Below are 22,328 nucleotides of genomic sequence, written 5' to 3'. Positions count from 1 at the left end.
ATAGGGCAGGCTGCTCAGCTCAACTCATCGACGTCGAAAGCCGCCATGTCGGCAAGCAGCTCGGTCAGTCCGCGCAGGGAATGGGCAAGAATTGCTTCGCCCTTGGCGGCTGATGCCTGGCTGGCCTTTCCGGCCGCACCCTGTGAGTTTAGATCGGACATTTTCCAGCCAAAGGCATGCGGACCGTAGGCGCGCAGATGGGTGAAGCGGCGCGCGTACCCCGCCTGCCGCGAGGGGAAGTCCTGAAGAGCGTCCATGCGAACCAGATCGGGACGTATGGCCAGCATCACCGAGGTTTCGATGTCGCCGGCGTGAATGTCGAAGATTTTGTCTTCGGGAGCCACCAGATCGGCCGGAACACCAAACCGGGTCCAGCTGGTGGCCACGGCTAGCATGTTGAAACGGACGCGGGCCTCGGTCGCGACAATCGTCAGCAGGGGCGAGTTTCCGCCGTGGGCATTGAGAAGCATCAGGCGGCGGATGCCGCGGCCGGCGCAGTCCGATGCAATGCCAATCCAGCGGTTCACCGCTTCCTCGAAGCCCAGGCTTCGCGTACCTGACACATCCATGTGCTCGATCGAATAACCGACCGGTTCGACGGGCAGCAGTTCGGTGGCGATACCGGAAGGAGCGGCCGCGCTGAGCCGCTGCGCAACTTCCCCGGCAATCAGCGCATCGGTCTCGAAGGGAAGATGCGGGCCGTGCTGCTCGTGCGCCCCGAGGGGAAGGACGGCAATGGGGACGGGTTGGGTTGGCATAGGGTGGTTATTCCGCGCGGGCCTGAGTAGAGTTTGAACCGTAGGGTGATGGGCCGAAGGCCGCAAGAAGGAGCTGCCCATGTCCGGCAAAAAGAACAACAAGTCGAAAAAGACCAGGAAGGCCGAACAGGCAGAAGCTCTGCTGATGATCACCCAGACAGCGCGCAATGCGAGAACGGCACTCTCGCGCCATCTTCTGGATCTCGGGCTGTATGCCGGGCAGGATGGTGTCATGCTGGCGCTCGATGCAAGGGACGGGCAGACGCCGGGTGCGATTGCCACGTCGCTCGGGGTCAAGGCTCCGACCGTGACCAAGACCATCGGCCGGCTAGCCGCGCAAGGGTTCCTGCGACGCGAGGGGTCTCGTGATGACGGGCGGATGATGCTGGTGTTCCTGACCGAGGCAGGGCGGGACCAGATCAAGTCAATCCGCAAATCCCAGCGCAAGGCTGAGAAGGCTGCTTTTGCCGGCTTGAAAAAGAAACAGGTTGGTGAACTTCTGGCGCTTCTTTCCACGGTGGACGCCAATATCTGCGCGTCGCTGAACGCAGATGTCGCCCCGGCAAGCTCCCCAAAAACCGCAACCGGCGACGGCCAGAAGGCGGACCCGCATTCGTCTTCCGAAGATGTTTCCACAATCGGCGCAGACTGATTGCCAGTCCGGTTTAAACCTTTTAGTTTGTTGAAATGGTTGACACGGAGCGCAGTGCTCCGGCGGAGGGGACCGGAATTTGGCGCAAAAGATTAAACTCTCGACTATTGCCGAGGCGTTGGGCCTTTCAACAGCAACCGTTTCCCTTGCATTGCGTGACAGCCCCCTGGTGGCGGATGTCACGCGCGACCGGATCAAGGAAAAAGCCATCGAGCTTGGCTATATCTACAATCGCCGCGCTGCTTCGCTCCGGACCTCGCGGTCGGGTATCGTCGGCGTTGTGGTCCACGACATCATGAACCCGTTCTATGCCGAAATCCTCAAGGCAATCGAAACCGAGCTCGATCGCAGCCGACAGACCTTCATTCTTTCCAATCACTATGATTCGGTCGACAAGCAGCGGAATTTCATCGAGACATTGCTGCAGCTCGGTGGTGACGGGGTGATCATGTCGCCGGCCATCGGAACGCCGGCCTCCGACATTCGCCTTGCCGAAGACAATGGTATGCCGGCGATCCTGATCGCCCGCTCGGTGCCGGAAATCGACGTTCCGACCTTTCGCGGCGATGACGCCTATGGCACCGCTCTGGCCACCAATCACTTGATCAGCCTTGGCCACACCCGTATTGCCATGATTGGTGGCACCGACCACACTTCGACGGGGCGGGACCGTTATGCGGGCTATGCCGATGCGCTCAAGAAGGCCGGTATCGAGGTGGATCCGGCACTCCGAATTCCAGGGCCGAGAACAAAGCAAAGCGGTTTTGAGGCGGCGGTGAACTTTCTCGCCAATCCGCTGAAGCCGACTGCGGCGGTGTGCTGGAATGATCTCGTGGCCATTGGCCTGATGAACGGTATTGCACGTGCAGGGCTTGTGCCCGGGAAGGATATTTCAGTGACTGGATATGACGATCTGGAAGAAGCGGCAATAGCCACTCCTGCCTTGACGACTGTCTGGAACGGACAGTCGGAGGTCGGCCGTTTCGCGGCGCGGGCCTTGCTCGACAAGCTCAACGGCTCGAGCGAGGCGGACGGGCTGCACCTGATCAAGCCTGAAATGCGGATCAGGCAATCGACGATGCCGCTCAACCCGGGAGCTGGCCGATGAGTGCTGACCGCGCCGTGGTGCTCCTCGCCGGGAAAGTGCACCCCCGGGTTCGCGAACGCGTCGAAGCGGAATTCGATGCCCTGTCCATCGACGCAGCTGATGCCGGGCTGTTGAGTGATGAGACCCGGAACCGGATCCGCGGGGTAGCTGCTGCAACGAGGATCTCTGCGGAGTTCATCGATTCCCTGCCAAATCTCGAGGTGATTGCCAATTTCGGCGTGGGGTACGACGCTGTCGATGCCGCCCATGCCGCGACGCGCAAGGTCATGGTCACCAATACGCCGGATGTGCTCTCCGATGAGGTTGCCGATACCACTGTCGGATTGTTGCTCAATACCGTGCGCGAACTGCCGAAAGCCGAGGCCTATTTGCGCGCCGGGCGCTGGGTCACGGAGGGAGCCTACCCGCTGACCTCGCTGACCCTGAGAGGACGCACCATCGGCATCTTCGGGCTCGGGCGGATCGGTCTGGAGATTGCCCGCCGGCTGGAGGCCTTTGGGTTATCTATTCATTATCACACCCGGACGAAGCGGTCCGACGTCGCCTATACCTGGCATGAAAAACTGATCGATATGGCACGGGCGGTGGATACGCTCGTGGTCATCGTGCCGGGCGGTGCTGCGACGGAAAATGCCGTGAACGCTGATGTGCTTGCCGCGCTCGGCGAGCAAGGCGTTCTGATCAGTGTCGGGCGCGGCTCCACGATCGACGAACCGGCGCTGATCTCTGCCCTAGCAGACCGCACCATTGCCGCCGCCGGGCTCGATGTGTTTGCGGATGAGCCCAATGTGCCGCAAGCGCTCCTGGACCTGCCCAATGCGTGTCTGTTGCCGCATGTGGCTTCGGCCTCGGTGTCCACCCGCAATGGCATGGCCGACCTGGTGGTGGACAATTTGAGAGAGTGGCTTGCAGGCCGTCCGGCGATCACCCCGGTTCCCGAGTGCGCCAGCTTCGATCGCGAAGCGGGCTGAGCGCAACCGAGGCGCAAGGTTCTCGGTCTGACGCTCATCAAGAGTGTCGACAGACGAAAGTCCGGTCAGAGATGGGCCGGGCTTGCACGAGCCGTGATCGCAGTGGTTGGCCTATTCCGCAGCGGCGGGCTGGATGTGGCGCGCGCGAACGGCATCGCCGAAGGCGGCAAAGATCCTGTCGGAGATCACGTCGTTGCCGACCCAGTATTCGGGATGCCATTGCACGCCGAGGGCAAAGCCGGGTGCGTCAGTCACGCTGACGGCTTCAATGGTCCCGTCCTCAGCCACCGCTTCAACTGCAAGACGGGGCGCCAGTGTTGAAATCGCCTGGCGGTGCAGCGAATTGACGCTTACCTCGCCATTGCCGACGATGGCCGCAAGACAGCTGCCTTCCCTGACCTTGATCGTGTGCCGGATTGCGAATGCCTCATCGCGGTCAGGCGTCTCCGGCTTGCGATGGTCCATTCGTCCGGGCAGGTCCTGGATTTCGGTCGCCAGCGAACCGCCAAGCGCGACGTTGAGTTCCTGGATGCCACGGCAGATGGCGAGCAGCGGGATGCCGCGCTCAATGGTGCGGCGGATGAGCGCCAAGGAAAGCTGGTCGCGGGCGGGATCGAAGGGGCCGTGATGCTCGGTCTCGTCCTCGCCATAAAGGGAGGGATGCACGTTGGTTCGCGAGCCGCTGATCAGCACGCCGTCGACCCGGTCGAGCACCATGTCGATATCAGCGCCCTCAGACAGGGCCGGCACGATCAGCGGGAGGACACCTGAGCCTCTGACGGCAGCCATGATGTACTGGTCCGGAGATGCATGCCACGTGTAGCCTTCGAATTCGCGGATATCTGCCGGTATGGCAACAAGTCCACTGTGCATCGTCCAAATTCCTTGATCTGAGCCGCCGAAAGCGGCGATATACGATCTTTCGTTCTTGCGTTTAACAAGGATTTTGTCAATTCCGCGAGCCCAAGATCGGCTGGTTGATACTAGGATTGTTTTTACCCGAATTTGCGTGGTTTCTAACTGGCAAGAAAAATTGACCAATCGGCCTGAAATTGCCGTCTTGCGCTTGAAAGGCCCTTCGCAACATGGTTAGGTCAGACGCATGTCGTTGGGGTGTTATTGGTGAGCGAATCCCTTGCCTCGCGGCGTTAATCCAACTGGGAGGTTTTTATGGATCGTCGTTCCTTCATTAAAAAGGCTGGGGTAGCCGGTGCAGGTGCTGCAGCCGCAACAACGCTGGCTGCGCCGGCCATCGCGCAGACAATGCCGAAAGTAACGTGGCGTCTGTCCTCGGGTTTCCCGAAGGCGCTTGACACGATTTATGGTGCAGCTGAAGTTTTTGCACAGGCGGTCTCTGAGGCAACCGATGGCAATTTCGAGATACAGGCCTATGCGTCCGGCGAGATCGTTGGCGCGCTCGAAGGTGCGGACGCCGTTCGCGACGGCACCATCGAAATGGCGCACACCGCGTCCTACTACTTCTTCGGCAAGGACCCGACCTGGGCTTTCGGCACGGGTGTTCCGTTCGGCCTTAACCAGCGCATGACCAATGGCTGGCTGTACGAAGGCGGCGGACTCGACCTGCTCAACGAATTTTATGCCGGCAACAACATGATTGCATTCCCGGCCGGTAACACCGGTGCCCAGATGGGCGGCTGGTTCCGCAAAGAAATCAACACCGTCGCCGACATGCAGGGCCTCAAGATGCGCATCGGCGGCTTCGGCGGCCGGATCATCCAGGAAGTCGGCGTTGTACCGCAGAACATTCCTGGTGGCGACATCTATGCGGCGCTTGAAAAGGGCACCATCGACGCGGCAGAATTTGTCGGTCCCTACGATGACTCCAAGCTCGGCTTCAACAAGGTTGCTCCCTACTTCTACTACCCTGGTTGGTGGGAAGGCGGCGTGACGCTGATGAACCTGATCAACCTGGACAAGTGGAATGAACTTCCCAAGGCCTATCAGGGCGTTATCAAGTCGGCTTCGGCCTACGCCAACAGCGTGATGATGGCGCGTTACGATACGCTCAACCCACCGGCTCTGAAGAAGCTTGTTTCGGAAGGCACCAAGCTTCGTCCGTACAGCCTCGAGATCCTGGAAGCCTGCTTCAACGCAGCCAACAAGGTCTATGCCGAAATCGGTGCGGAGAATGCGGCGTTCAAGAAGCTGCATGATTCCTACATGGGCTACCGCGGCGACGGCTACCTCTGGTTCCAGCTGGCCGAGTACAACATGGACACCTTCATGATGATCCAGCAGCGCGGCGGCAAGCTCTAAGCCTCGCTTCCAGACCTGACTTTCGAAGCCCCGGTGCCGCAAGGTTCCGGGGCTTTTTTGTGTGTGGGGTCGGTTGGTTGCAGCGGTCAACAGGGACTGCCGTGGACTGGCCTGAAACATTTTGTCTTGGCACGGGATCGCCGATGTGTGTGATGCTGTCCTCACCGCCTCATGCCGTTCAGCCTATCGTGGTTGAGGCGTGGGTCTGGTTGCAGCCGGCGCTCGCTTCATTATCCGACCGGGTATTCGCCGGCAGCAAGGCACGAAAAAACCCGGCGGTTGGTCTCCGCCGGGTTTGGTGAATTCGATCCCAGAAAGATTCAGTCGAAATTGGGAAGGCCAGACGCTCCACCCGGGGCGGGAAGCCCTCCTGGGGCAGGCTGCGCGTTGTCGCCTGCCGGTTCCGCCGGCTCGCCAATGCTCGGCATGTCCGGCATGCCGTTGCCGGGTTCACCCAGGCTTGGCGACCCGGGCAGGCTGAGGCCACCATCGAGGCTCATTCCCGAGCCGGGCAGGCCAAACCCGCCGCCACCGATATTGTTGATCTCCTGATTGATGTCGCCCTGATCCATGATCACCGGAGGTGTCTTGTAATGGGTGACCAGCCCCGGGAAGGCAATCAGAATGCCGAGCATGGCAATCTGGATGACGATAAAGGGCAGGGTCCCGGTGTAGATCGACCTCGTCGAGATCGGTTCGATCATCCTGTCGGTGGCCGCGTCGTGCCAGGCTTTGATCGGGGCCACCGATCGCAGGTAGAACAGGGCAAAGCCGAAGGGCGGCGTCAGGAAGCTGGCTTGCAGGTTGAACCCGAGCAGCACGCCGAACCAGATCAGGTCGATGCCAAGCTTTTCCGCCACCGGCGCCAGCAAGGGAACCATGATAAAGGCGATCTCGAAGAAATCGAGGAAGCAGCCGAGGATGAAGATCACGATCGAGACGGTGATAAGGAAACCGGTTTCCCCGCCCGGCAGTGCGAGCAGAAGCTCTTCGACCCAGCGGTCACCGGAGATGCCATAGAAGGTCAGGGCGAAAACGCGCGCACCGATCAGGATGAACATCACGAAGGTTGCCAGTTTCGCGGTCGAATCCAGCGCCTGCAGCAATGTCTTCTTGTCCAGACGGCCTTTCATCATCGCCATGATCAATGCGCCGGTCGCACCCATGGCGCCGCCCTCGGTCGGCGTGGCAATGCCAAGGAAGATGGTGCCGAGAACCAGGAAGATCAGCGCCAACGGCGGAATCAGCACGATCACCACCTGCTCGGCCATTTTCGACAGGTAGCCAAGCTTCATCTTGCGGTTGATCAATGCAAAACCGTAGGGAATGAGCGTGGCGACCAGGGCGGACCAGACTACCCGCGTCTCATAGCGCAGATCATCGAAGACAAAGTGGTCGCAGACAAAAAACAGAGCTATTGCCAGCCCGATGATCAGGAACAGCGACCTGCCGCCATTGCCGAGTGGCCGGGCCTCCGGCGGCAAGGCTGGCACCCATTGCGGCTTGAACAGGGTAATGGCGAAAATGTAGGCGCAATACATACCGACGATGATCAGGGCAGGGAAGAACGCGCCGACGTACATATCGCCCACGGACCGGCCGAGCTGGTCGGCCATGACGATGAGGACGAGAGAGGGCGGGATGATCTGTGCCAGCGTTCCCGACGCGGCGATGGTGCCAGCTGCGAGACCGGGGTGGTAGTTGTAACGCATCATGATCGGCAGCGAGATCAGGCCCATGGCGATGACCGAGGCCGCGACGACGCCGGTGGTGGCGGCAAGCAGCGCACCCACGACGATCACGGCAAAAGCGAGGCCGCCACGCATGGTGCCGAACAACTGGCCAATGGTGTCGAGAAGATCCTCGGCCATGCGCGAGCGTTCCAGGATCAACCCCATGAAGGTGAAGAATGGAATGGCCAGCAGCGTGTCATTGCGCATGATGTCGAAGACGCGATTCATGTTGGCTTGCGCCAGCGGCCAAAACAGGCGAATCTCCGGGGAAATGTCGCTCAGTTCAACGCCGACCATGAAGAAGTACATGCCACCGGCAGCCAGGGTGAAGGCGACAGGGTAACCGAGCAAAAGCATCCCCATAACGGTGATGAACATGATCGGTGCGAGATTGTGGGCAATAACATCAAGCATCGGGGCGGCCCTTCATATCGGCTGCAGCTTCGACCTGCGGCGGCATCGAGTGATCGTGTCCGACTTCTTCTTCCATGACGCCCCGGATGATGGCGGTGCGCTTGATGATTTCGGAAATGGCCTGTGCCGTCAGCAAGATGAAGCCCACAAGGATGCTTGCCTTTGCCGGCCAGATGATCAAGCCCCCGGCGTTGCTGGACATTTCCCCGGACTCAAACGAGCGCCAGAAGAACGGCCAGGCGAGGTAGGTCATCATCAGGCAGAAGGGGAGCAGGAACATGACATGGCCAAACAGGTCGATCCAGTCACGGGTGCGCTTTGAAAGATTGCCGGCGACGACGTCAATGCGGACATGCTCGTTCTTACGCAAGGTATAGCCTGCGGCGAGCATAAAGACCGCACCGAACAGATACCACTGAACTTCGAGCCAGGCATTCGACGACATGTCGAACATCTTGCGGATGGTTGCGTTTCCGGCGCTAATCAGTACGGCCGCCAGCACAAGCCAGGACACGTTACGCCCGATGAACTCATTGACCCGGTCAATGACCCGGCTCAATGCCAATAGACTTCCCATATTGCCCTCCTGGTCTCTTCACCTCCGTTGCAAAGGAGCGTGATCAACCATTGTTCCCTTTTTCACCATCCATAGCATGTGCATGGTGTTGCTCCAGCCCATATCAGGAAAGACACATACAATGCAACGAGTGGTGCATTTTTTTGACCAGTTACCTCACGACCACCTGTGGCGCCGGCCGGTAAGTGGGGCTATACCGTTTGTTGCGGACAGGAAAAAGGGGGCAGTGGTGCACAGGAGCGAGTTGTTCGACGTTTCAGACGAGATTGTGCTCGTGACGGGCGGCGGCACCGGGCTCGGCCTCGCGATGGCGCAGGCGCTGGCTCTCAACGGGGCAAGGATTGCACTTGCCGGCAACGACCCGGCGAGCCTGGAGGCCGCGGTCGACAAGATCGCAGCGGCTGGAGGGGAGGCGGTCTGCGTCGATCTCGACGTGCGTAGCGACAGCTCGATTTCCGTGGCTTTCGACCAGGTCGAGGCGAAGCTCGGGCCGGTCAGTGTACTGGTCAACAACGCAGGTGTGGCTCATCGAGACAAAGCAACCCAGCTCACTCGGGACAGGCTTCGCGAGGTGATGTCTGTCAATGTCGATGGTGTCTACATGGTCGCGCAGGAGACCGCCCGCCGGTTGATCCGTGACAGTCGCGGCGGATCGATTATCAATGTATCCAGCGTGCTGTCGGATATTCCGATGCGTCAGGTCTCGGCCTATAGTGCCTCGAAGGCGGCGGTCAGCCAGATTACACGCAGTCTGGCGCTGGAGTGGGCCAAGCACGGGATAAGGGTCAATGAAATCCGGCCCGGTTGGTTCAAGACTGATCTGACCGCACCGTTCCTGAAAGGCCCCGGGGCCGGGGTGATGGCCGGTCAGAACCCAATGGGGCGGCTCGGGGACGTTCATGATCTAGACGGCGCGGTCCTGCTGCTGGCGTCCAAAGCCGGCGCTTTCATGACCGGAAGCTCGCTTTACATCGACGGCGGCCATTCCATTGGCCGATGAAATTTTCGGCAATTCGGCGGCTGGCGACAGATAGTTTCGTTTGCAGCCACGAGCCAAGCATCTGATTGCGCAGTCAGGTGTGGCTGATGAATTCGATTGACCACTGCGCCGTCTGGCTCAAGTATCAGTCGGCCGTCCATGGCGGGGTTTGGGAGCGGCTCCGCGATCAGCCGGAACAGTTTGAGGAGACTGTAAATGACACTGCATGATGTTTCGCTCGACGACAAATACGACCTGAGCAAGAACAGGATCTTCGTGACCGGATCGCAAGCTGTCGTCCGGCTCATGATGATGCAGCATGAGCGGGACCGTCTAGCAGGTCTGAACACGGCGGGCTTCGTTTCCGGGTATCGCGGCTCACCACTCGGGGGCCTGGATCAGCAGATCATGCGCGCCCAACGCTCGTTGAACAAGCACAACATCGTGTTTCAGCCCGGGCTGAACGAAGAGCTTGCGGCGACAGCCTGCTGGGGAACGCAGCAAACGGGCCTGGACGGAACCGGCAAATATGATGGCGTCTTCTCGCTCTGGTACGGCAAGGGGCCAGGCGTGGACCGTTCCGGTGATGTGTTTCGTCACGCCAACCTGGCCGGCTCGTCCAAGCATGGCGGCGTGCTGGCGCTGATGGGCGACGACCACACTGCCGAAAGCTCAACCAACGCGCACCAGACCGAGTTCAATTTCGTTGACACCATGATTCCGATCCTCAACCCGGCCGGCGTGCAGGAGATGATCGACTATGGCCTGCACGGGTTTGCGATGTCTCGCTTCGCGGGAACCTGGGCGGCGCTCAAATGCGTCAAGGACAACGTGGAATCGACGGCATCGGTGGAGGCCGGGCTGGACCGGCTCAAGATCATACTCCCGGACTTCACCATGCCGCCCGGGGGCCTCAACATCCGCGCCAACGACCTGGATTTCCTCGGCCAGGAAATGCGTCTGCACGAATTCAAGCGCGATGCCGCCAGCGCCTATATCCGGGCCAATGGCCTCAACCGGATTGTCTATTCGGGCGGCGCCAACGCCAGAATCGGTATTCTGACGGTAGGCAAGAACTATCTCGACGTGCGCCAGGCGCTGGATGACCTGGGAATCGACGAAGCACGCGCCAACCAGATCGGGGTCCGGCTTTACAAGGTCGCCTGCCCGTGGCCGTTCGATCTGGCCGACATGACCGAGTTCGTCGAGGGCCTGGATATGGTCATCGTGGTCGAGGAAAAGCGCTCGTTGCTCGAGAGCCAGCTGCGCGAAGCGCTCTATGGAACGGCCCGCCAGCCCATGGTTGTCGGCAAGCGCGACGAACGCGGCGAGTGGCTGTTTCCGGTCAAGGGTGCGCTCGATCCCAACGATATTGCCGTTGCGGTCGGTGAGCGTGTGCTCAAGGTCGTTGGGTATTCGGAAGACATCGACGCCAGGGTCAAGCGCATCCGCCAGTTCCAGAGCATGCTTGCGAGCGTATCGGACGTGGCGTCGCGGACGCCCTATTTCTGCTCCGGATGCCCGCACAATTCCTCGACAAAGGTTCCCGAGGGATCAGTGGCTGCTGCAGGGATCGGTTGTCACTTCATGTCTCTGTGGATGGACCGCGACACCTCCGGTTTCACGCAGATGGGAGGCGAGGGCGCGCAATGGATCGGTCAGGCGCCGTTCAGCAACCGAAAGCACATTTTCCAGAATCTCGGCGACGGCACTTACAATCATTCGGGCGTGCTGGCCTTGCGCTTCGCCATCGCTTCCGGCGCCAACATCACCTACAAGATCCTCTACAATGATGCCGTTGCGATGACAGGCGGCCAGACCCATGAGGGTGGCCTGACGGTGGACGCAATTGCGCGACAAGTGCGTGCGGAAGGCGTGGCGCGGATTGCCCTGGTCAGTGACGAGCCGGACAGATACCCGGCGGGGACAGCCTGGCCGTCGATGATGAGTGTTCATCACCGTTCGGAAATGGACGCCGTGCAGCGCGAACTGCGCGACATTCCCGGCGTGACTGTGCTGATCTACGATCAGACCTGTGCCGCCGAGAAGCGCCGGCGCCGCAAGCGCGGTACCTTTCCGGACCCGGACAAGAGGGTCATCATCAATGAACTGGTTTGCGAGGGCTGCGGAGATTGCGGCGTCAAGTCGAATTGTGTCTCGATCCAGCCGGTCGAAACCGAATTCGGCCGCAAACGCAAGATCGATCAGTCCAGCTGCAACAAGGACTTTTCCTGCACCGACGGATTCTGTCCGTCTTTTGTGACCGTGCACGGGGCACGCGTCCGCAAGGCGGACACGTCGGCGTTGAGGTCGGCGCTGGATCCGCTGGAGGGATTGCCGGAACCGCAAATCGCCTCCCTCGAGCATGGATGGGCATCGATCATTGACGGTGTCGGCGGCACCGGCGTTGTCACCATCGGCGCCATACTCGGAATGGCGGCACATATCGAGGGCAAAGGCTGCGGCATGATCGACATGGCCGGCCTGGCACAGAAAGGCGGGGCGGTGTTTTCGCATGTGCGGATTGCGCGCACACCGGCAGAGATCCAGGCCATCCGGATTTCGGCCGGCAAGGCCGATCTGATCCTGGGCTGCGACCTGGTGGTTTCGGGATCCCGCAAGGTGCTGACGTCGGTTCGTGAAGGTGAGACTTCATTCCTGGTCAATACCAGCGAAGTGATGCCCGGCGATTTTACCCGTAATGCTGATTTTTCCTTGCCGACCGAGCGGTTGAAGCGCGCGATTGTCAAAGCCGCAGGCGCTGAGAAAACCAGCTTCTTCAATGCCACGATGGCCGCCACGCGGCTGTTCGGCAATGCGATTGCCGCCAACATGTTCATGCTTGGCATGGCGTCTCAGAAGGGTGCCTTGCCGCTTTCGCCGGCTTCGGTCGAGGAGGCCATCCGGCTCAATGGCCAGTCGGTGAAAATGAACATCGAAGCGTTTCGCTGGGGTCGAAAGGCGGCCCATGATCCGAAGTCTGTTGAGGCGCTAATGTCTGACCAGCGGGCCGAGTCAGACTCAACAGCGGAAGAAACAGTGGCAGACATTATCGGGCGCCGCGCCGAGTTCCTGGAGGACTACCAGAACAAGGCGTGGGCCGCGCAGTACCGTGCCACTCTGCAGCCGCTGGTCGAAGCCGAAGAGCGGGCAACGGGCAGAACAGGCCCGGTGTCCGAAGCCGCTGCGCGATCGCTTTTCAAACTGATGGCAATCAAGGATGAATACGAGGTGGCGCGCCTATACAGCGACGGCAGCTTTAAGCGGCAGCTCGGCAAGCAGTTCGAAAGCTATGACAGGCTCGAGTACCACATGGCGCCGCCAGTCTTGGGGCGGAAGGACAGCAAGGGTCATCCCGCAAAGACGACATTTGGCCACGGATTGGCCGCAGTGTTTCCGGTGCTGGCCGCACTCAAGGTGATACGCGGTACGGCACTGGACGTTTTCGGCTACAGTGCGGAGCGGCGCTTGGAGCGCCGGATCCTGGCGGACTTTATTGACGAAATCGACCAGATGACTGGCGTGCTCAGAAGAGACAATGCCGCCCAGGTGGCTGAGTTTCTCTCCTATCCCGCAAAAGTGAAAGGGTACGGTCACGTGAAGAAGAGAAACTACGAAGAAGTCTGTCCGCAGAAGGAAGCAGAGAAGCATTCAATTCTGACGGGTGTGCCAGCTGTTCAGTCTGTTGCCGCCGAATGATTCTGTCTGCTTGCCTGGCAATTGCTGATTGCCGAATTGTTAACCACGATCTTTGAATCGGTAGTTCGTTGGGACTTCGGCTCAAATCCTGACTTGGATAAATGTGTTCTTAATCTCCGTCTGGTAGCTTACCTGCACAGATTCAGGGATTAAGTGTTCATGCCATCCGCAGTCAGCACATCATTCGCAGACGAAGTACGTTTGTCCTTTGTAGCCTCGCTTTACAACAAGCGGGGCACATTGGCTGCCGGCATGGTGGCGCATCTTGTGACGACTTTGGCAATCTATCTGCGAATTGATGACCCCTTCTATCTCTATGCAGGCGTTGCACTTTTTGCGACCTGGGCTTTGCGGACCCTGGACATGCTGGCCTTTGACAGGCTGGAGAAATCCGCCTTCACGCTTGCAGATACCTTGCACTGGGAGAAGCGCTATGTCGCCGGTTCCCTGGTGGCGGCGTTTCTGCTCGGAACCGTCTGCGGCCATGCGCTGGTTATGGCGCAGGATGCCTTTGCCGTCCTGGCGGCGATATCCGTGACGATCGCGACAATGATTTCCGTGGTCGGGCGCAATTTCGGTTCCAAGCTCAATGTGGACATGATCATTCTCGCCGCATGCCTGCCGATGATGGCCGGCTTTATGATGGCGCGTGATCCCTTCATGATGGTTCTGGCGGTGCTTCTGTTGCCGTTGTTCCTGACCACGCGATCATTGGCGAACGGCGTTCGGGATTTCCTGTTCAACTCGGTGACGGCTGAGCGGAAGACCTCGGAGCTCGCTGAGCGATTCGATACCGCGCTCAACAATATGTCGCATGGTCTGTTCATGCTGGATGGAGAAGGGCGGATCGAGGTTGCCAACCGGAAGGCGCGGGAATTCTTCAGCGTCGACCGCAACACTGATCTGACCGGCCGCGCCCTCAAGGCGGCGCTGCGGCTTGGTACCCGGAACGGGGTTATCGCGAAGGAAAACTTTGCGCAGATCAGCGAGCATCTTGATAGCTTGGTCAGCGGCCGCGATGACCGGGCGCTGGTTCGTTTTGACAAGAACAGCTGGCTCGAATTCAGTGCACGGTACCGCGGTGAAAAGGGTGTGGTTCTGATATTTGAAGATGTGTCGGAACGAATCCAGTCGGAAAAGCGCATCCTGCACATGGCGCGCTATGACAACCTGACCAACCTGCCCAACCGGTCGTGGTTCAAGGAGGTCGTGGGTCTCAAGATAGCGAGTGCGCAACCTGACCAGAACATGGCGCTTGCGGTTCTCGACCTAGATGATTTCAAGCACGTCAATGACAGCATGGGCCACGTCAACGGTGACAAGCTGCTGTGCGCGATCGCCAACAGGCTTGGATCACTTTCGCGCCAGAAGTTCGTCGTGTCACGCTTCGGTGGCGACGAGTTCGTCTTGTTCCTTCCGAATGTGGGAGACGTCGAAGATCTTCACGCCACCATGGATCACCTGATAGACACGCTGCGTGGCACTTACATCATTGATGGCCACAAGCTGTTCGTCAGCCTGTCGGGCGGTGTCGTGATGTCGAAAGCCGCGGACTTGCAGCTCGAAGAGATGCACATCCAGGCGGACTTGGCGCTTTACGAGGCCAAGCGGCGCGACAAGAACCGCTGGACCCTGTTCGAAGCCTCCATGGACCAGCGGTATACGGAACGGCAGAGCATGAAGGCCGCGCTGCGTGAAGCCATCCGCACCCACTCGATGGATCTGTTCTACCAGCCGATGTTCAACCCGCAGGGTACCCGCATCGTTGGTGCAGAAGCCCTCTCGCGCTGGATCCATCCGGAGCTTGGTCCGGTCTCGCCGGCGGTCTACATCCCGCTCGCAGAGGAAATGGGAATTATCAGCGAACTGACGTGCTGTGTGATCGAGCGCGCCGTTCAGGATGCAAGGAACTGGCCCGACGACCTGCAAGTCTCGGTCAATCTATCTGCGCATGATCTCAATGACCGGGCGATTGTCTCGGTGATTGCCGACGCGCTTGACCGGTCCAACCTGGCGCCCGGACGGCTCCAGCTTGAGATAACCGAAAGCGGCCTGATGAATGACCTGAAGACCGCCCGTGAGATCCTTACGGAACTGAGGTCGATGGGCATGTCCATTGCCATCGACGATTTCGGTACGGGTTATTCAAGCCTTAGCTACCTCGACATGCTGCCGCTCAACAAGGTCAAGATCGACCGCTCCTTCGTCAGGGACCTGACGAAGGTCCCCAAGAAGCTGAAGCTGCTGCGTGGTGTCGTCCACCTGGCGCGTGAGCTTGGGCTTGAAGTGGTTGTCGAGGGCGTGGAAACGGAAGATCAGCTGGTCATGATCAGCGACAACAATTGCGCCGATATCATCCAGGGTTACATTTTCGGCACGCCCATGCCGTATGGCGCCTTCATCGAGCTGGCAAACAAGCTGTCGCAGAACCCGTGCGGGCTGACTGTCGTTGGTCAATCAGGCCAGACACGCAATTCCGGCAGCTGAAGTAACGTCATTTCCCGGGTAGCAAGGCCCTTCTTCATCCAAACCTGATTGCAAATTCTTCCCGGCTCTTTTTTATAGGGTCGTTGTTTTTACGATCAAATTTCACGGCCTGTTAACCCTAATAAGTAGTTAAACAGGTTCTGATGACCCGTAGAGATTGATTAAGAAAATTTTAACGATAAGCTTTCTTCGTCGATCACGATGGAGACTTGTCATCAATGAGCAACGCTGCCCAAGCTAAAGTTTCGGGGTTCAGTGCAGGTGTAATGCGTTTTCTCGAAAGCATTGAGTACCGCCGCGTTGACAATGCTGACGATCTCGAAGACGTCGCGCGAATCCGCTACAAGGCGTTCACGATGGTCGGGCTGGCGCCGCAGAACGGTTCGCTATTGATCGATGATCTTGATTTCAAACCCAATGCCCATGTGATGGGGATCTTTTTTGATGAACAGCTGGTCTCCACCATTCGTGTTCATCATGTGACCCCGGCTGAGCGGGACAGTGTTGCCGTCTCGCATTTTCCTGACATCATGAACCCGCTGCTTGACGCGGGGCAGACTTTCATCGATCCGGTCAGATTTGCGGCCGACCCGGACATCATGCGGGAATATCCGGCGCTGCCATATCTGACATTGCGGGTCGCGACGATGGCGACGGACTATTTCAAGACCGATTATTGCCTTTCGGTGATCAAGCCGAACCACCGGGCGTTCTACAAGCGGGTTTTCAATTCGCATCCGCTCGTTGAGCCGAGATACTTTGAGAAATACGACAGCAATATCGAGCTGCACGCATCAAACGCACATGTCGAATTGCAGAAAATCTATGACCGCTTTCCCTTCTTCAATTCACAGCTTTGCGAGCGGCGCCTGATGTTTGCGCCTCGCCAGGAATTGCTGATGCCACCGCTGACCATCCGCCCGACGGCACGATACGCGCTGCAGCAAGCGAGCTGAGTTTCGCCAAGCTCTGCACGGTCCAAAAGATTGTGCCTTTTCTCCTTGCTGCGGTGCCCCTCAACCGTGCTGTGACCCGATGTCCATTGCACATTGGCCGGGGTTTGTGTAATCCGTCCATGAATTTGCCAAATGGGGAGCTATCAGATGGCTGAACAGATGAACGGTCCTGTCGAAACCGGGGCTGCTATGGATTACGCCGAGCACGAAAAAACCTACAACTTGTTTCTTGCCGGAGCCAAGTACGGGACCATCCACATCGCGGCCCTGCTGATTGCCATGGCGATCTATTTCTTCACCGGCGCCGGCGCGATCACCAGCATTCTGGCATTTATCGTTCTGAGCATCGGCGGCGTGCTTCTCGCTCGTTGAGCCCTTTTGCTGCGCGTTGGTGCGGGTCATTGAGGAACCGTGCTGGCGTGTTTCATTCTGTTTGCCAGGGGAGGGGCTCTCATGGGCGCCACAGTATTCGTAGCCAAAGAGTCAGATTCGCTTGAATCGCGTGTCGCCGCATCGCCGGAGACCGTGAAAAAGATGACAGCACTTGGACTTGATGTCATCGTCCAGAAAGGCGCCGGGGAGAAATCGCGGATCGCCGATGCAGATTTTGCTGCTGCGGGTGCGAAAGCCGGAACCGCAGCCGATGCCAAGAAGGCGGATGTGGTGCTGCGGGTGCGGCGTCCTTCCGAGACCGAGATTAAATCGCTGAAATCAGGTGCCATCGTGCTTGCGCAGATGGACCCATACAGCAATGAACAAGCTCTCGCAGCGCTTGCCAAGGCCGGCGTGACCAGCTTTGCCATGGAGCTGATGCCACGGATTACGCGGGCGCAGTCGATGGACGTGCTGTCGTCGCAGGCGAACCTTGCCGGCTATCAGGCAGTCATCGAAGGTGCCCATGTGTTCGATCGCGCCATGCCGATGATGATGACGGCTGCAGGAACGGTGCCGGCCGCCAAGGTGTTCGTCATGGGTGCCGGTGTTGCCGGCCTGCAGGCGATTGCCACGGCGCGCCGCCTGGGGGCTGCGGTCTCGGCGACCGATGTCCGCCCGGCTGCAAAGGAGCAGGTTGCCTCCCTTGGCGCCAAGTTCATCGCGGTGGAAGACGACGAGTTCAAGGCGGCCGAGACCTCCGGCGGCTACGCCAAGGAGATGTCGAAGGAATACCAGGCCAAGCAGGCGGCACTGGTGGCCGATCACATTTCCAAGCAGGACATTGTGATCACCACGGCGCTTATCCCGGGCCGGCCAGCGCCGAAACTGATTTCCCGCGACATGCTCAAGAGCATGCGACTTGGCTCCGTTGCGGTCGACCTGGCGGTTGAGCGTGGCGGCAACATCGAAGGCTCAAAGGCCGGCGAAACCGTCATAGTCGACGGGGTTACGGTGATCGGCATCCTGAACATGCCAGGCAAGATCGCGGCAAGTGCCTCACTGCTTTACGCCAAGAACCTCCTGACCTTCCTCGACACCATGATCGACAAGGAAGCCAAGACCGTTTCGGTCAACATGGAGGACGAACTGGTCAAGGCTACCGCGCTGACCCATGGTGGCGCAGTCGTTCACCCCGCCTTCGGCGGTGAAACCAGCAAGGGAGCAGCATGATGTCAGAGTCCCTACTCGATACCGCTCTTGATAATCTCGAGCAGGCCGTCATCGCTGTCCGTACGGCGGCCGAAACAGCCGGTCCGGCAGGTGATGGCGTGGCGGCTGCCGTCCATGCTGCAAGCGGCGGGGCGATCGATCCGTTCGTCTTCCGGCTTGCGATCTTCGTGCTTGCGATCTTTGTCGGCTATTATGTGGTCTGGTCGGTGACACCAGCCCTGCACACGCCGCTGATGGCGGTCACCAACGCGATTTCCTCGGTGATCGTGGTGGGCGCGCTGCTTGCGGTCGGTGCTTCGCTGTCTGGCTGGGCCACAGGCTTCGGCTTCGTCGCTCTGGTGCTGGCTTCGGTGAATATCTTCGGCGGCTTCCTCGTCACCCAGCGGATGCTGGCCATGTACAAGAAAAAAGAGAAGTGAGGGCCGGCTGATGTCAGAGAATTTTGCCGCATTCGCCTACCTCGTTTCAGGCGTTCTTTTCATCATGGCGCTGAGGGGCCTGTCGCATCCAACCACCAGCCGGCAGGGCAATGCCTACGGCATGGCCGGCATGGCGATTGCGATTGTCACCACGCTGCTGCTTGCCAAACCGTCCTTCGGCGGGTTTGCGATGATTGTTGCGGGTCTTGCCATCGGCGGAGGCGCTGGCGCCTACATCGCCCGCAAGATCCCGATGACGTCAATGCCGCAGCTGGTTGCCGGTTTTCACAGCCTTGTCGGTATGGCGGCTGTTCTGGTGGCTGCCGCAGCACTCTATGCGCCGCACGCCTTTGACATTGGTGAGGTGGGTGCCATTCACGCCCAGGCGCTCATCGAGATGTCGCTCGGTGTTGCCATCGGCGCGATCACTTTCACCGGTTCGATCATCGCCTTCCTGAAGCTTGATGGCCGGATGTCGGGCAAGCCGATCATGCTGCCGATGCGCCATGCCATCAACGCTGCCCTCCTGATCGGCATCATCTTGCTGATCGCCGTGCTCGTCGCATCGGAAAGCTACACGGTGTTCTGGCTGATCGTGGTGCTGTCGCTGGTGCTCGGCGTGCTGCTGATCGTTCCGATCGGCGGCGCCGACATGCCGGTGGTGGTTTCGATGCTCAATTCCTATTCGGGTTGGGCGGCAGCCGGCATCGGCTTTACCCTTGGCAACTTGGCCCTGATCATAACCGGCGCCCTGGTTGGTTCGTCGGGCGCGATCCTGTCCTACATCATGTGCAAGGGCATGAACCGTTCGTTCATCTCGGTCATCCTTGGCGGTTTTGGCGGCGAGGAAGCAGCTGCCGGTGGCGATGATATCGATCGCAGCGTCAAGCTCGGTTCGGCCGATGATGCGGCCTTCCTGATGGCCAACGCATCGAAGGTGATCATTGTGCCGGGTTACGGCATGGCCGTCGCCCAGGCACAGCACGCCACACGGGAGCTGGCTGACAGTCTCAAGGAGCAGGGTGTCGAGGTCAAATACGCCATCCATCCGGTGGCAGGCCGCATGCCTGGTCACATGAACGTGCTGCTGGCAGAAGCCAATGTGCCGTATGACGAGGTGTTCGAGCTTGAGGACATCAACTCTGAATTCGCTCAGGCTGACGTGGCCTACGTGATCGGTGCCAACGACGTGACGAACCCGGCCGCGCGCGACGACAAGTCGTCCCCGATCTACGGCATGCCGATCCTGGATGTCGACAAGGCGCGTACCTGCCTGTTCGTCAAGCGCTCGCTCGGCTCCGGCTATGCCGGTATCGACAACACGCTGTTCTACAAGGACAGTACGATGATGCTGCTCGGCGATGCGAAGAAAATGACCGACGATATCGTCAAGGCCATGGAACACTGATCCCGATCAGTCTCGAATGCAGAAAGGCCCGGAAATTTTCCGGGCCTTTTGTTTGCGAGCTCTGTCGCGATCAGTTTGCGGCGGAGCGGAGCTGAAGTTCTGCTATGCCCACAGCAACGTTCACACCTTCCTGAGCCTGGACGCTGACAGGCTGGAGCGAGAAAGTGTCGTCAGATCCACCGACGAGGACATTCACGCCTGCGCCAGCTGCTGCCGATGCCTCCGCGGAGACACCGCGGTAATCACCGGCAAGCGAACCGATGGTGTATTCGTAATCGGTAGTGGGCGCGAGCACGACCCATTCAATGACAGTCGCACCGGTCACGCCAACATCCACACCGAACTTGTTGATGACGCCGAAATAGGCTTCCGTGGCCGCATTCTGGTTGGCAGGCGTGTATTCGCATGACAGGTCCTTGGATGAGCCGAAGATGAAGCCGGTCCCGCCTTCGACGACGCATTCAAGCAGGCCGAGCTCCACGCTGTCGGCCTTGGCAGGAACGGTTGTTGCACCAATAGCGACGGTGGCCAGAAGTGCTGCTGCAGCTGTAATTTTTGTTTTCCCGATCATTTTGAACTCACTTTCTTGCTTGTTGATCCGGCACGACAACGTGCTGCTCCGTCAATGGTTCCTCTGCGCCATGCGTAGTTCCGGCCAAGCGGACGGGCGCAACTGAGCCGCGCCCGGACAGAGGTTTTCAACGTGATCCGACAGGAAGGTGGCGGGTACCGGGAAGGTGGGAAAGCCGTGCCGGCGCTGCATGCAGCTGCGGCGCCGGGCGATCAGCGAACGCGGGCCAGCCCGTCAATGGCAGGACGGTACTTGGGGTCAAGTTGCGTTGCACGGGCATAGGACTTTGCCGCGCGGGCCTTTTCGCCACGCCGCTCATAGATCAGTGCCTGGTTGGCCCAGGATTCGGCTATGCGCTGATCAAGTTCGATGGCCCGGTTGAAATCTGCGAAGGCGTTTTCGTCGTCGTTGAGAGCAACGTAGGAAATTCCCCGGCCGTTGTAGGGCTCGGGTGAGTTTGGTGCCAGCGAGATCGCGGCGGAAAAATCCTCGATCGCCTGTGGATGCTGATTGTTGAGCTGCTTGATCAGGCCGCGATTATGGTAGGCGCGCGGGTCGGTGGTCTGTAGGTTGATGGCGCGATTGAAATCATTCATCGCCTCAGCGGTCCGGCCGGCCTGGCGATAGAGATTGCCGCGGCCGATATAGGCGACATCATAGCGCGGGTTAATCCTGAGCGCCTGATTGTAGTCGTTTGCGGCCTCGGCCAAATTGCCCATCGACCTCTGAATGAGGGCGCGGTTGGCATAGGCCTGGTAAAAGGACGGGTTGAGCTGGATGGCGCGGTTGAAGTCATCAAGCGCATCGCTGTACTTGCCGGCCTTGCCGTAGGCCGAGCCCCGAACATTGTAGCCTTCGGGATCGCTGGGGTTGCGGCGGATGACGTCCGTCAGCGAGGCAATGTTTTCTTCCGTGCCCTGTGATGCGTCGATGGAGATCGTGTCGACCGGCGTTGTGGTGTTGCAGCCCGACAGCCCCAGGCTCAGAGCCGACACAGCAGCCAGCATCAAAAAACGAGGATTGAATGTGCCCCGTTGTTTCGCTTCCATGGCTGAAATCGACCGCATCGCTATTGCCCCACCTGTTTTACCGGGAACAACCCGGACAACCACACTGAAAAAGGCGGAGACGAATATTCGTCTCCGCCTCTCATTCATGCAACCCCAAAAGGGCGAAAAAACGGCTTGCTCAGCGAGCAGGTGCAGCCGAACGGCCGCCGCCGATAAGGCCTTCGCGCTGAGCCCGCTTGCGGGCCAGCTTGCGGACGCGCCGAACAGCTTCTGCCTTCTCGCGAGCACGCTTCTGCGACGGCTTCTCGTAAAAATCACGCATCTTCATTTCACGGAAGATGCCTTCACGCTGCATCTTCTTCTTGAGAGCGCGGAGCGCCTGATCGACATTGTTATCGCGGACAAGTACCTGCACGTTGATCCCGTTCCTTCGAGTTTTCGGTTGGCTTAAGCAACCCTGGCAAACAAAAATTCCGTTCGTTCGGCCGTGGGCGTTACGATTGGGGTGGCAGATAACAGCTTCCAGGGCCGAAGTCCAGTCCCCGCCAGCTTGACAACGGGCGCTGCCGCGTATTTTTCGTGGGTGTTCGAACCATGCCGGGATCCGGCTTCGCATGAAGACCGGTGGTGCGACAAACCATACTGCGACATTCATCATGCTCAGGAAGTCGCAAAAGAGCCGATGCGGAGCAGACGAATTTGCT

The 22,328-nt window shown here is 59.3% G+C and carries 19 protein-coding genes; 12 read left to right on the top strand and 7 right to left on the bottom strand.

Annotation, left to right across the window (positions count from 1 at the left end; translation table 11 throughout):
* Positions 1-14: 14 nt before the first annotated feature.
* A complete protein-coding gene (locus tag CRO46_RS06330; RefSeq protein WP_097106018.1) occupies positions 15-758 on the bottom strand; it encodes a creatininase family protein in 744 nt (247 codons plus the stop codon).
* Positions 759-837: 79 nt separating this feature from the next.
* Here CRO46_RS06330 and CRO46_RS06325 point away from each other — a divergent pair, with 79 nt between their 5' ends.
* The 3 genes from CRO46_RS06325 to CRO46_RS06315 all read left to right on the top strand — a co-directional run bounded on the left by CRO46_RS06325 (position 838) and on the right by CRO46_RS06315 (position 3,489).
* Positions 838-1,410: a MarR family winged helix-turn-helix transcriptional regulator gene (locus CRO46_RS06325; protein WP_097106016.1), complete on the top strand. Its 573-nt coding sequence runs from the start codon at positions 838-840 to the stop codon at positions 1,408-1,410.
* 79 nt (positions 1,411-1,489) lie between these two features.
* Positions 1,490-2,518, top strand: coding sequence for a LacI family DNA-binding transcriptional regulator (locus tag CRO46_RS06320; RefSeq protein ID WP_097106014.1), 1,029 nt, complete (start codon positions 1,490-1,492; stop codon positions 2,516-2,518).
* Positions 2,515-3,489, top strand: a complete 975-nt coding sequence (locus CRO46_RS06315) for a 2-hydroxyacid dehydrogenase (RefSeq protein WP_097106012.1) — start codon at positions 2,515-2,517, stop codon at positions 3,487-3,489. Before CRO46_RS06320 ends, CRO46_RS06315 begins: the two co-directional genes overlap by 4 nt.
* Positions 3,490-3,600: 111 nt before the next feature.
* Here CRO46_RS06315 and CRO46_RS06310 read toward each other — a convergent pair whose 3' ends face one another.
* Positions 3,601-4,362 carry a gamma-glutamyl-gamma-aminobutyrate hydrolase family protein gene (locus CRO46_RS06310; protein ID WP_097106011.1) on the bottom strand — a complete coding sequence of 254 codons (762 nt, stop codon included), beginning with the start codon at positions 4,360-4,362 and terminating at the stop codon, positions 3,601-3,603.
* A gap of 297 nt (positions 4,363-4,659) precedes the next feature.
* Here CRO46_RS06310 and CRO46_RS06305 point away from each other — a divergent pair, with 297 nt between their 5' ends.
* The gene (locus tag CRO46_RS06305; RefSeq protein WP_097106009.1) at positions 4,660-5,766 is read left to right on the top strand and encodes a TRAP transporter substrate-binding protein; all 1,107 of its coding nucleotides are present in this window, start codon (positions 4,660-4,662) and stop codon (positions 5,764-5,766) included.
* A 320-nt stretch (positions 5,767-6,086) separates the two neighbouring features.
* Here CRO46_RS06305 and CRO46_RS06300 read toward each other — a convergent pair whose 3' ends face one another.
* Positions 6,087-7,913 carry a TRAP transporter large permease gene (locus CRO46_RS06300; protein WP_097106008.1) on the bottom strand — a complete coding sequence of 609 codons (1,827 nt, stop codon included), beginning with the start codon at positions 7,911-7,913 and terminating at the stop codon, positions 6,087-6,089.
* Positions 7,906-8,490 (bottom strand): TRAP transporter small permease subunit, encoded by a 585-nt coding sequence (locus tag CRO46_RS06295; protein WP_097106006.1) that lies wholly within the window; start codon positions 8,488-8,490, stop codon positions 7,906-7,908. The genes CRO46_RS06300 and CRO46_RS06295 overlap by 8 nt, the downstream gene beginning before the upstream one ends.
* A gap of 229 nt (positions 8,491-8,719) precedes the next feature.
* On the opposite strand from CRO46_RS06295, the gene CRO46_RS06290 reads away from it, so the two are divergent.
* From CRO46_RS06290 to CRO46_RS06255, 8 genes are all read left to right on the top strand, one after another.
* Positions 8,720-9,490 (top strand): SDR family oxidoreductase, encoded by a 771-nt coding sequence (locus CRO46_RS06290; RefSeq protein WP_097106563.1) that lies wholly within the window; start codon positions 8,720-8,722, stop codon positions 9,488-9,490.
* 195 nt (positions 9,491-9,685) lie between these two features.
* A complete protein-coding gene (locus CRO46_RS06285; RefSeq protein ID WP_097106004.1) occupies positions 9,686-13,168 on the top strand; it encodes an indolepyruvate ferredoxin oxidoreductase family protein in 3,483 nt (1,160 codons plus the stop codon).
* Between the two features lie 159 nt (positions 13,169-13,327).
* The gene (locus CRO46_RS06280; protein ID WP_097106003.1) at positions 13,328-15,655 is read left to right on the top strand and encodes a putative bifunctional diguanylate cyclase/phosphodiesterase; all 2,328 of its coding nucleotides are present in this window, start codon (positions 13,328-13,330) and stop codon (positions 15,653-15,655) included.
* Between the two features lie 266 nt (positions 15,656-15,921).
* A complete protein-coding gene (locus CRO46_RS06275; RefSeq protein ID WP_097106001.1) occupies positions 15,922-16,611 on the top strand; it encodes an N-acyl amino acid synthase FeeM domain-containing protein in 690 nt (229 codons plus the stop codon).
* 147 nt (positions 16,612-16,758) lie between these two features.
* Positions 16,759-16,983: an aa3-type cytochrome c oxidase subunit IV gene (locus CRO46_RS06270; protein WP_097105999.1), complete on the top strand. Its 225-nt coding sequence runs from the start codon at positions 16,759-16,761 to the stop codon at positions 16,981-16,983.
* An 81-nt stretch (positions 16,984-17,064) separates the two neighbouring features.
* Complete coding sequence (locus CRO46_RS06265) at positions 17,065-18,216, top strand: Re/Si-specific NAD(P)(+) transhydrogenase subunit alpha (protein ID WP_097105998.1); 1,152 nt, start codon at positions 17,065-17,067, stop codon at positions 18,214-18,216.
* Positions 18,216-18,635, top strand: coding sequence for an NAD(P) transhydrogenase subunit alpha part 2 (locus tag CRO46_RS06260; RefSeq protein ID WP_097105997.1), 420 nt, complete (start codon positions 18,216-18,218; stop codon positions 18,633-18,635). The genes CRO46_RS06265 and CRO46_RS06260 overlap by 1 nt, the downstream gene beginning before the upstream one ends.
* 10 nt (positions 18,636-18,645) lie before the next feature.
* Complete coding sequence (locus tag CRO46_RS06255) at positions 18,646-20,043, top strand: NAD(P)(+) transhydrogenase (Re/Si-specific) subunit beta (protein WP_097105995.1); 1,398 nt, start codon at positions 18,646-18,648, stop codon at positions 20,041-20,043.
* Positions 20,044-20,113: 70 nt separating this feature from the next.
* On the opposite strand, the gene CRO46_RS06250 is transcribed toward CRO46_RS06255, so the two are convergent.
* The 3 genes from CRO46_RS06250 to rpsU form a co-directional block, all read right to left on the bottom strand.
* Positions 20,114-20,653 (bottom strand): DUF992 domain-containing protein, encoded by a 540-nt coding sequence (locus CRO46_RS06250; protein ID WP_244577778.1) that lies wholly within the window; start codon positions 20,651-20,653, stop codon positions 20,114-20,116.
* A gap of 173 nt (positions 20,654-20,826) precedes the next feature.
* Entirely contained in the window at positions 20,827-21,681 is an 855-nt protein-coding gene (locus CRO46_RS06245) for a tetratricopeptide repeat protein (RefSeq protein ID WP_179758968.1), read from the bottom strand.
* 121 nt (positions 21,682-21,802) lie between these two features.
* On the bottom strand, positions 21,803-22,096 hold the full coding sequence (gene rpsU, locus CRO46_RS06240; RefSeq protein ID WP_342170797.1) for a 30S ribosomal protein S21: 294 nt from the start codon (positions 22,094-22,096) through the stop codon (positions 21,803-21,805).
* Between the last annotated feature and the right edge of the window lie 232 nt (positions 22,097-22,328).

It is taken from the genome of Parahoeflea halophila (genome assembly GCF_900220985.1).
GTDB classification, from domain to species: domain Bacteria; phylum Pseudomonadota; class Alphaproteobacteria; order Rhizobiales; family Rhizobiaceae; genus Hoeflea; species Hoeflea halophila.
The sequence above is the reverse complement of the archived record's forward strand: the minus strand, read 5'-3'. Positions and strand labels throughout refer to the sequence as shown.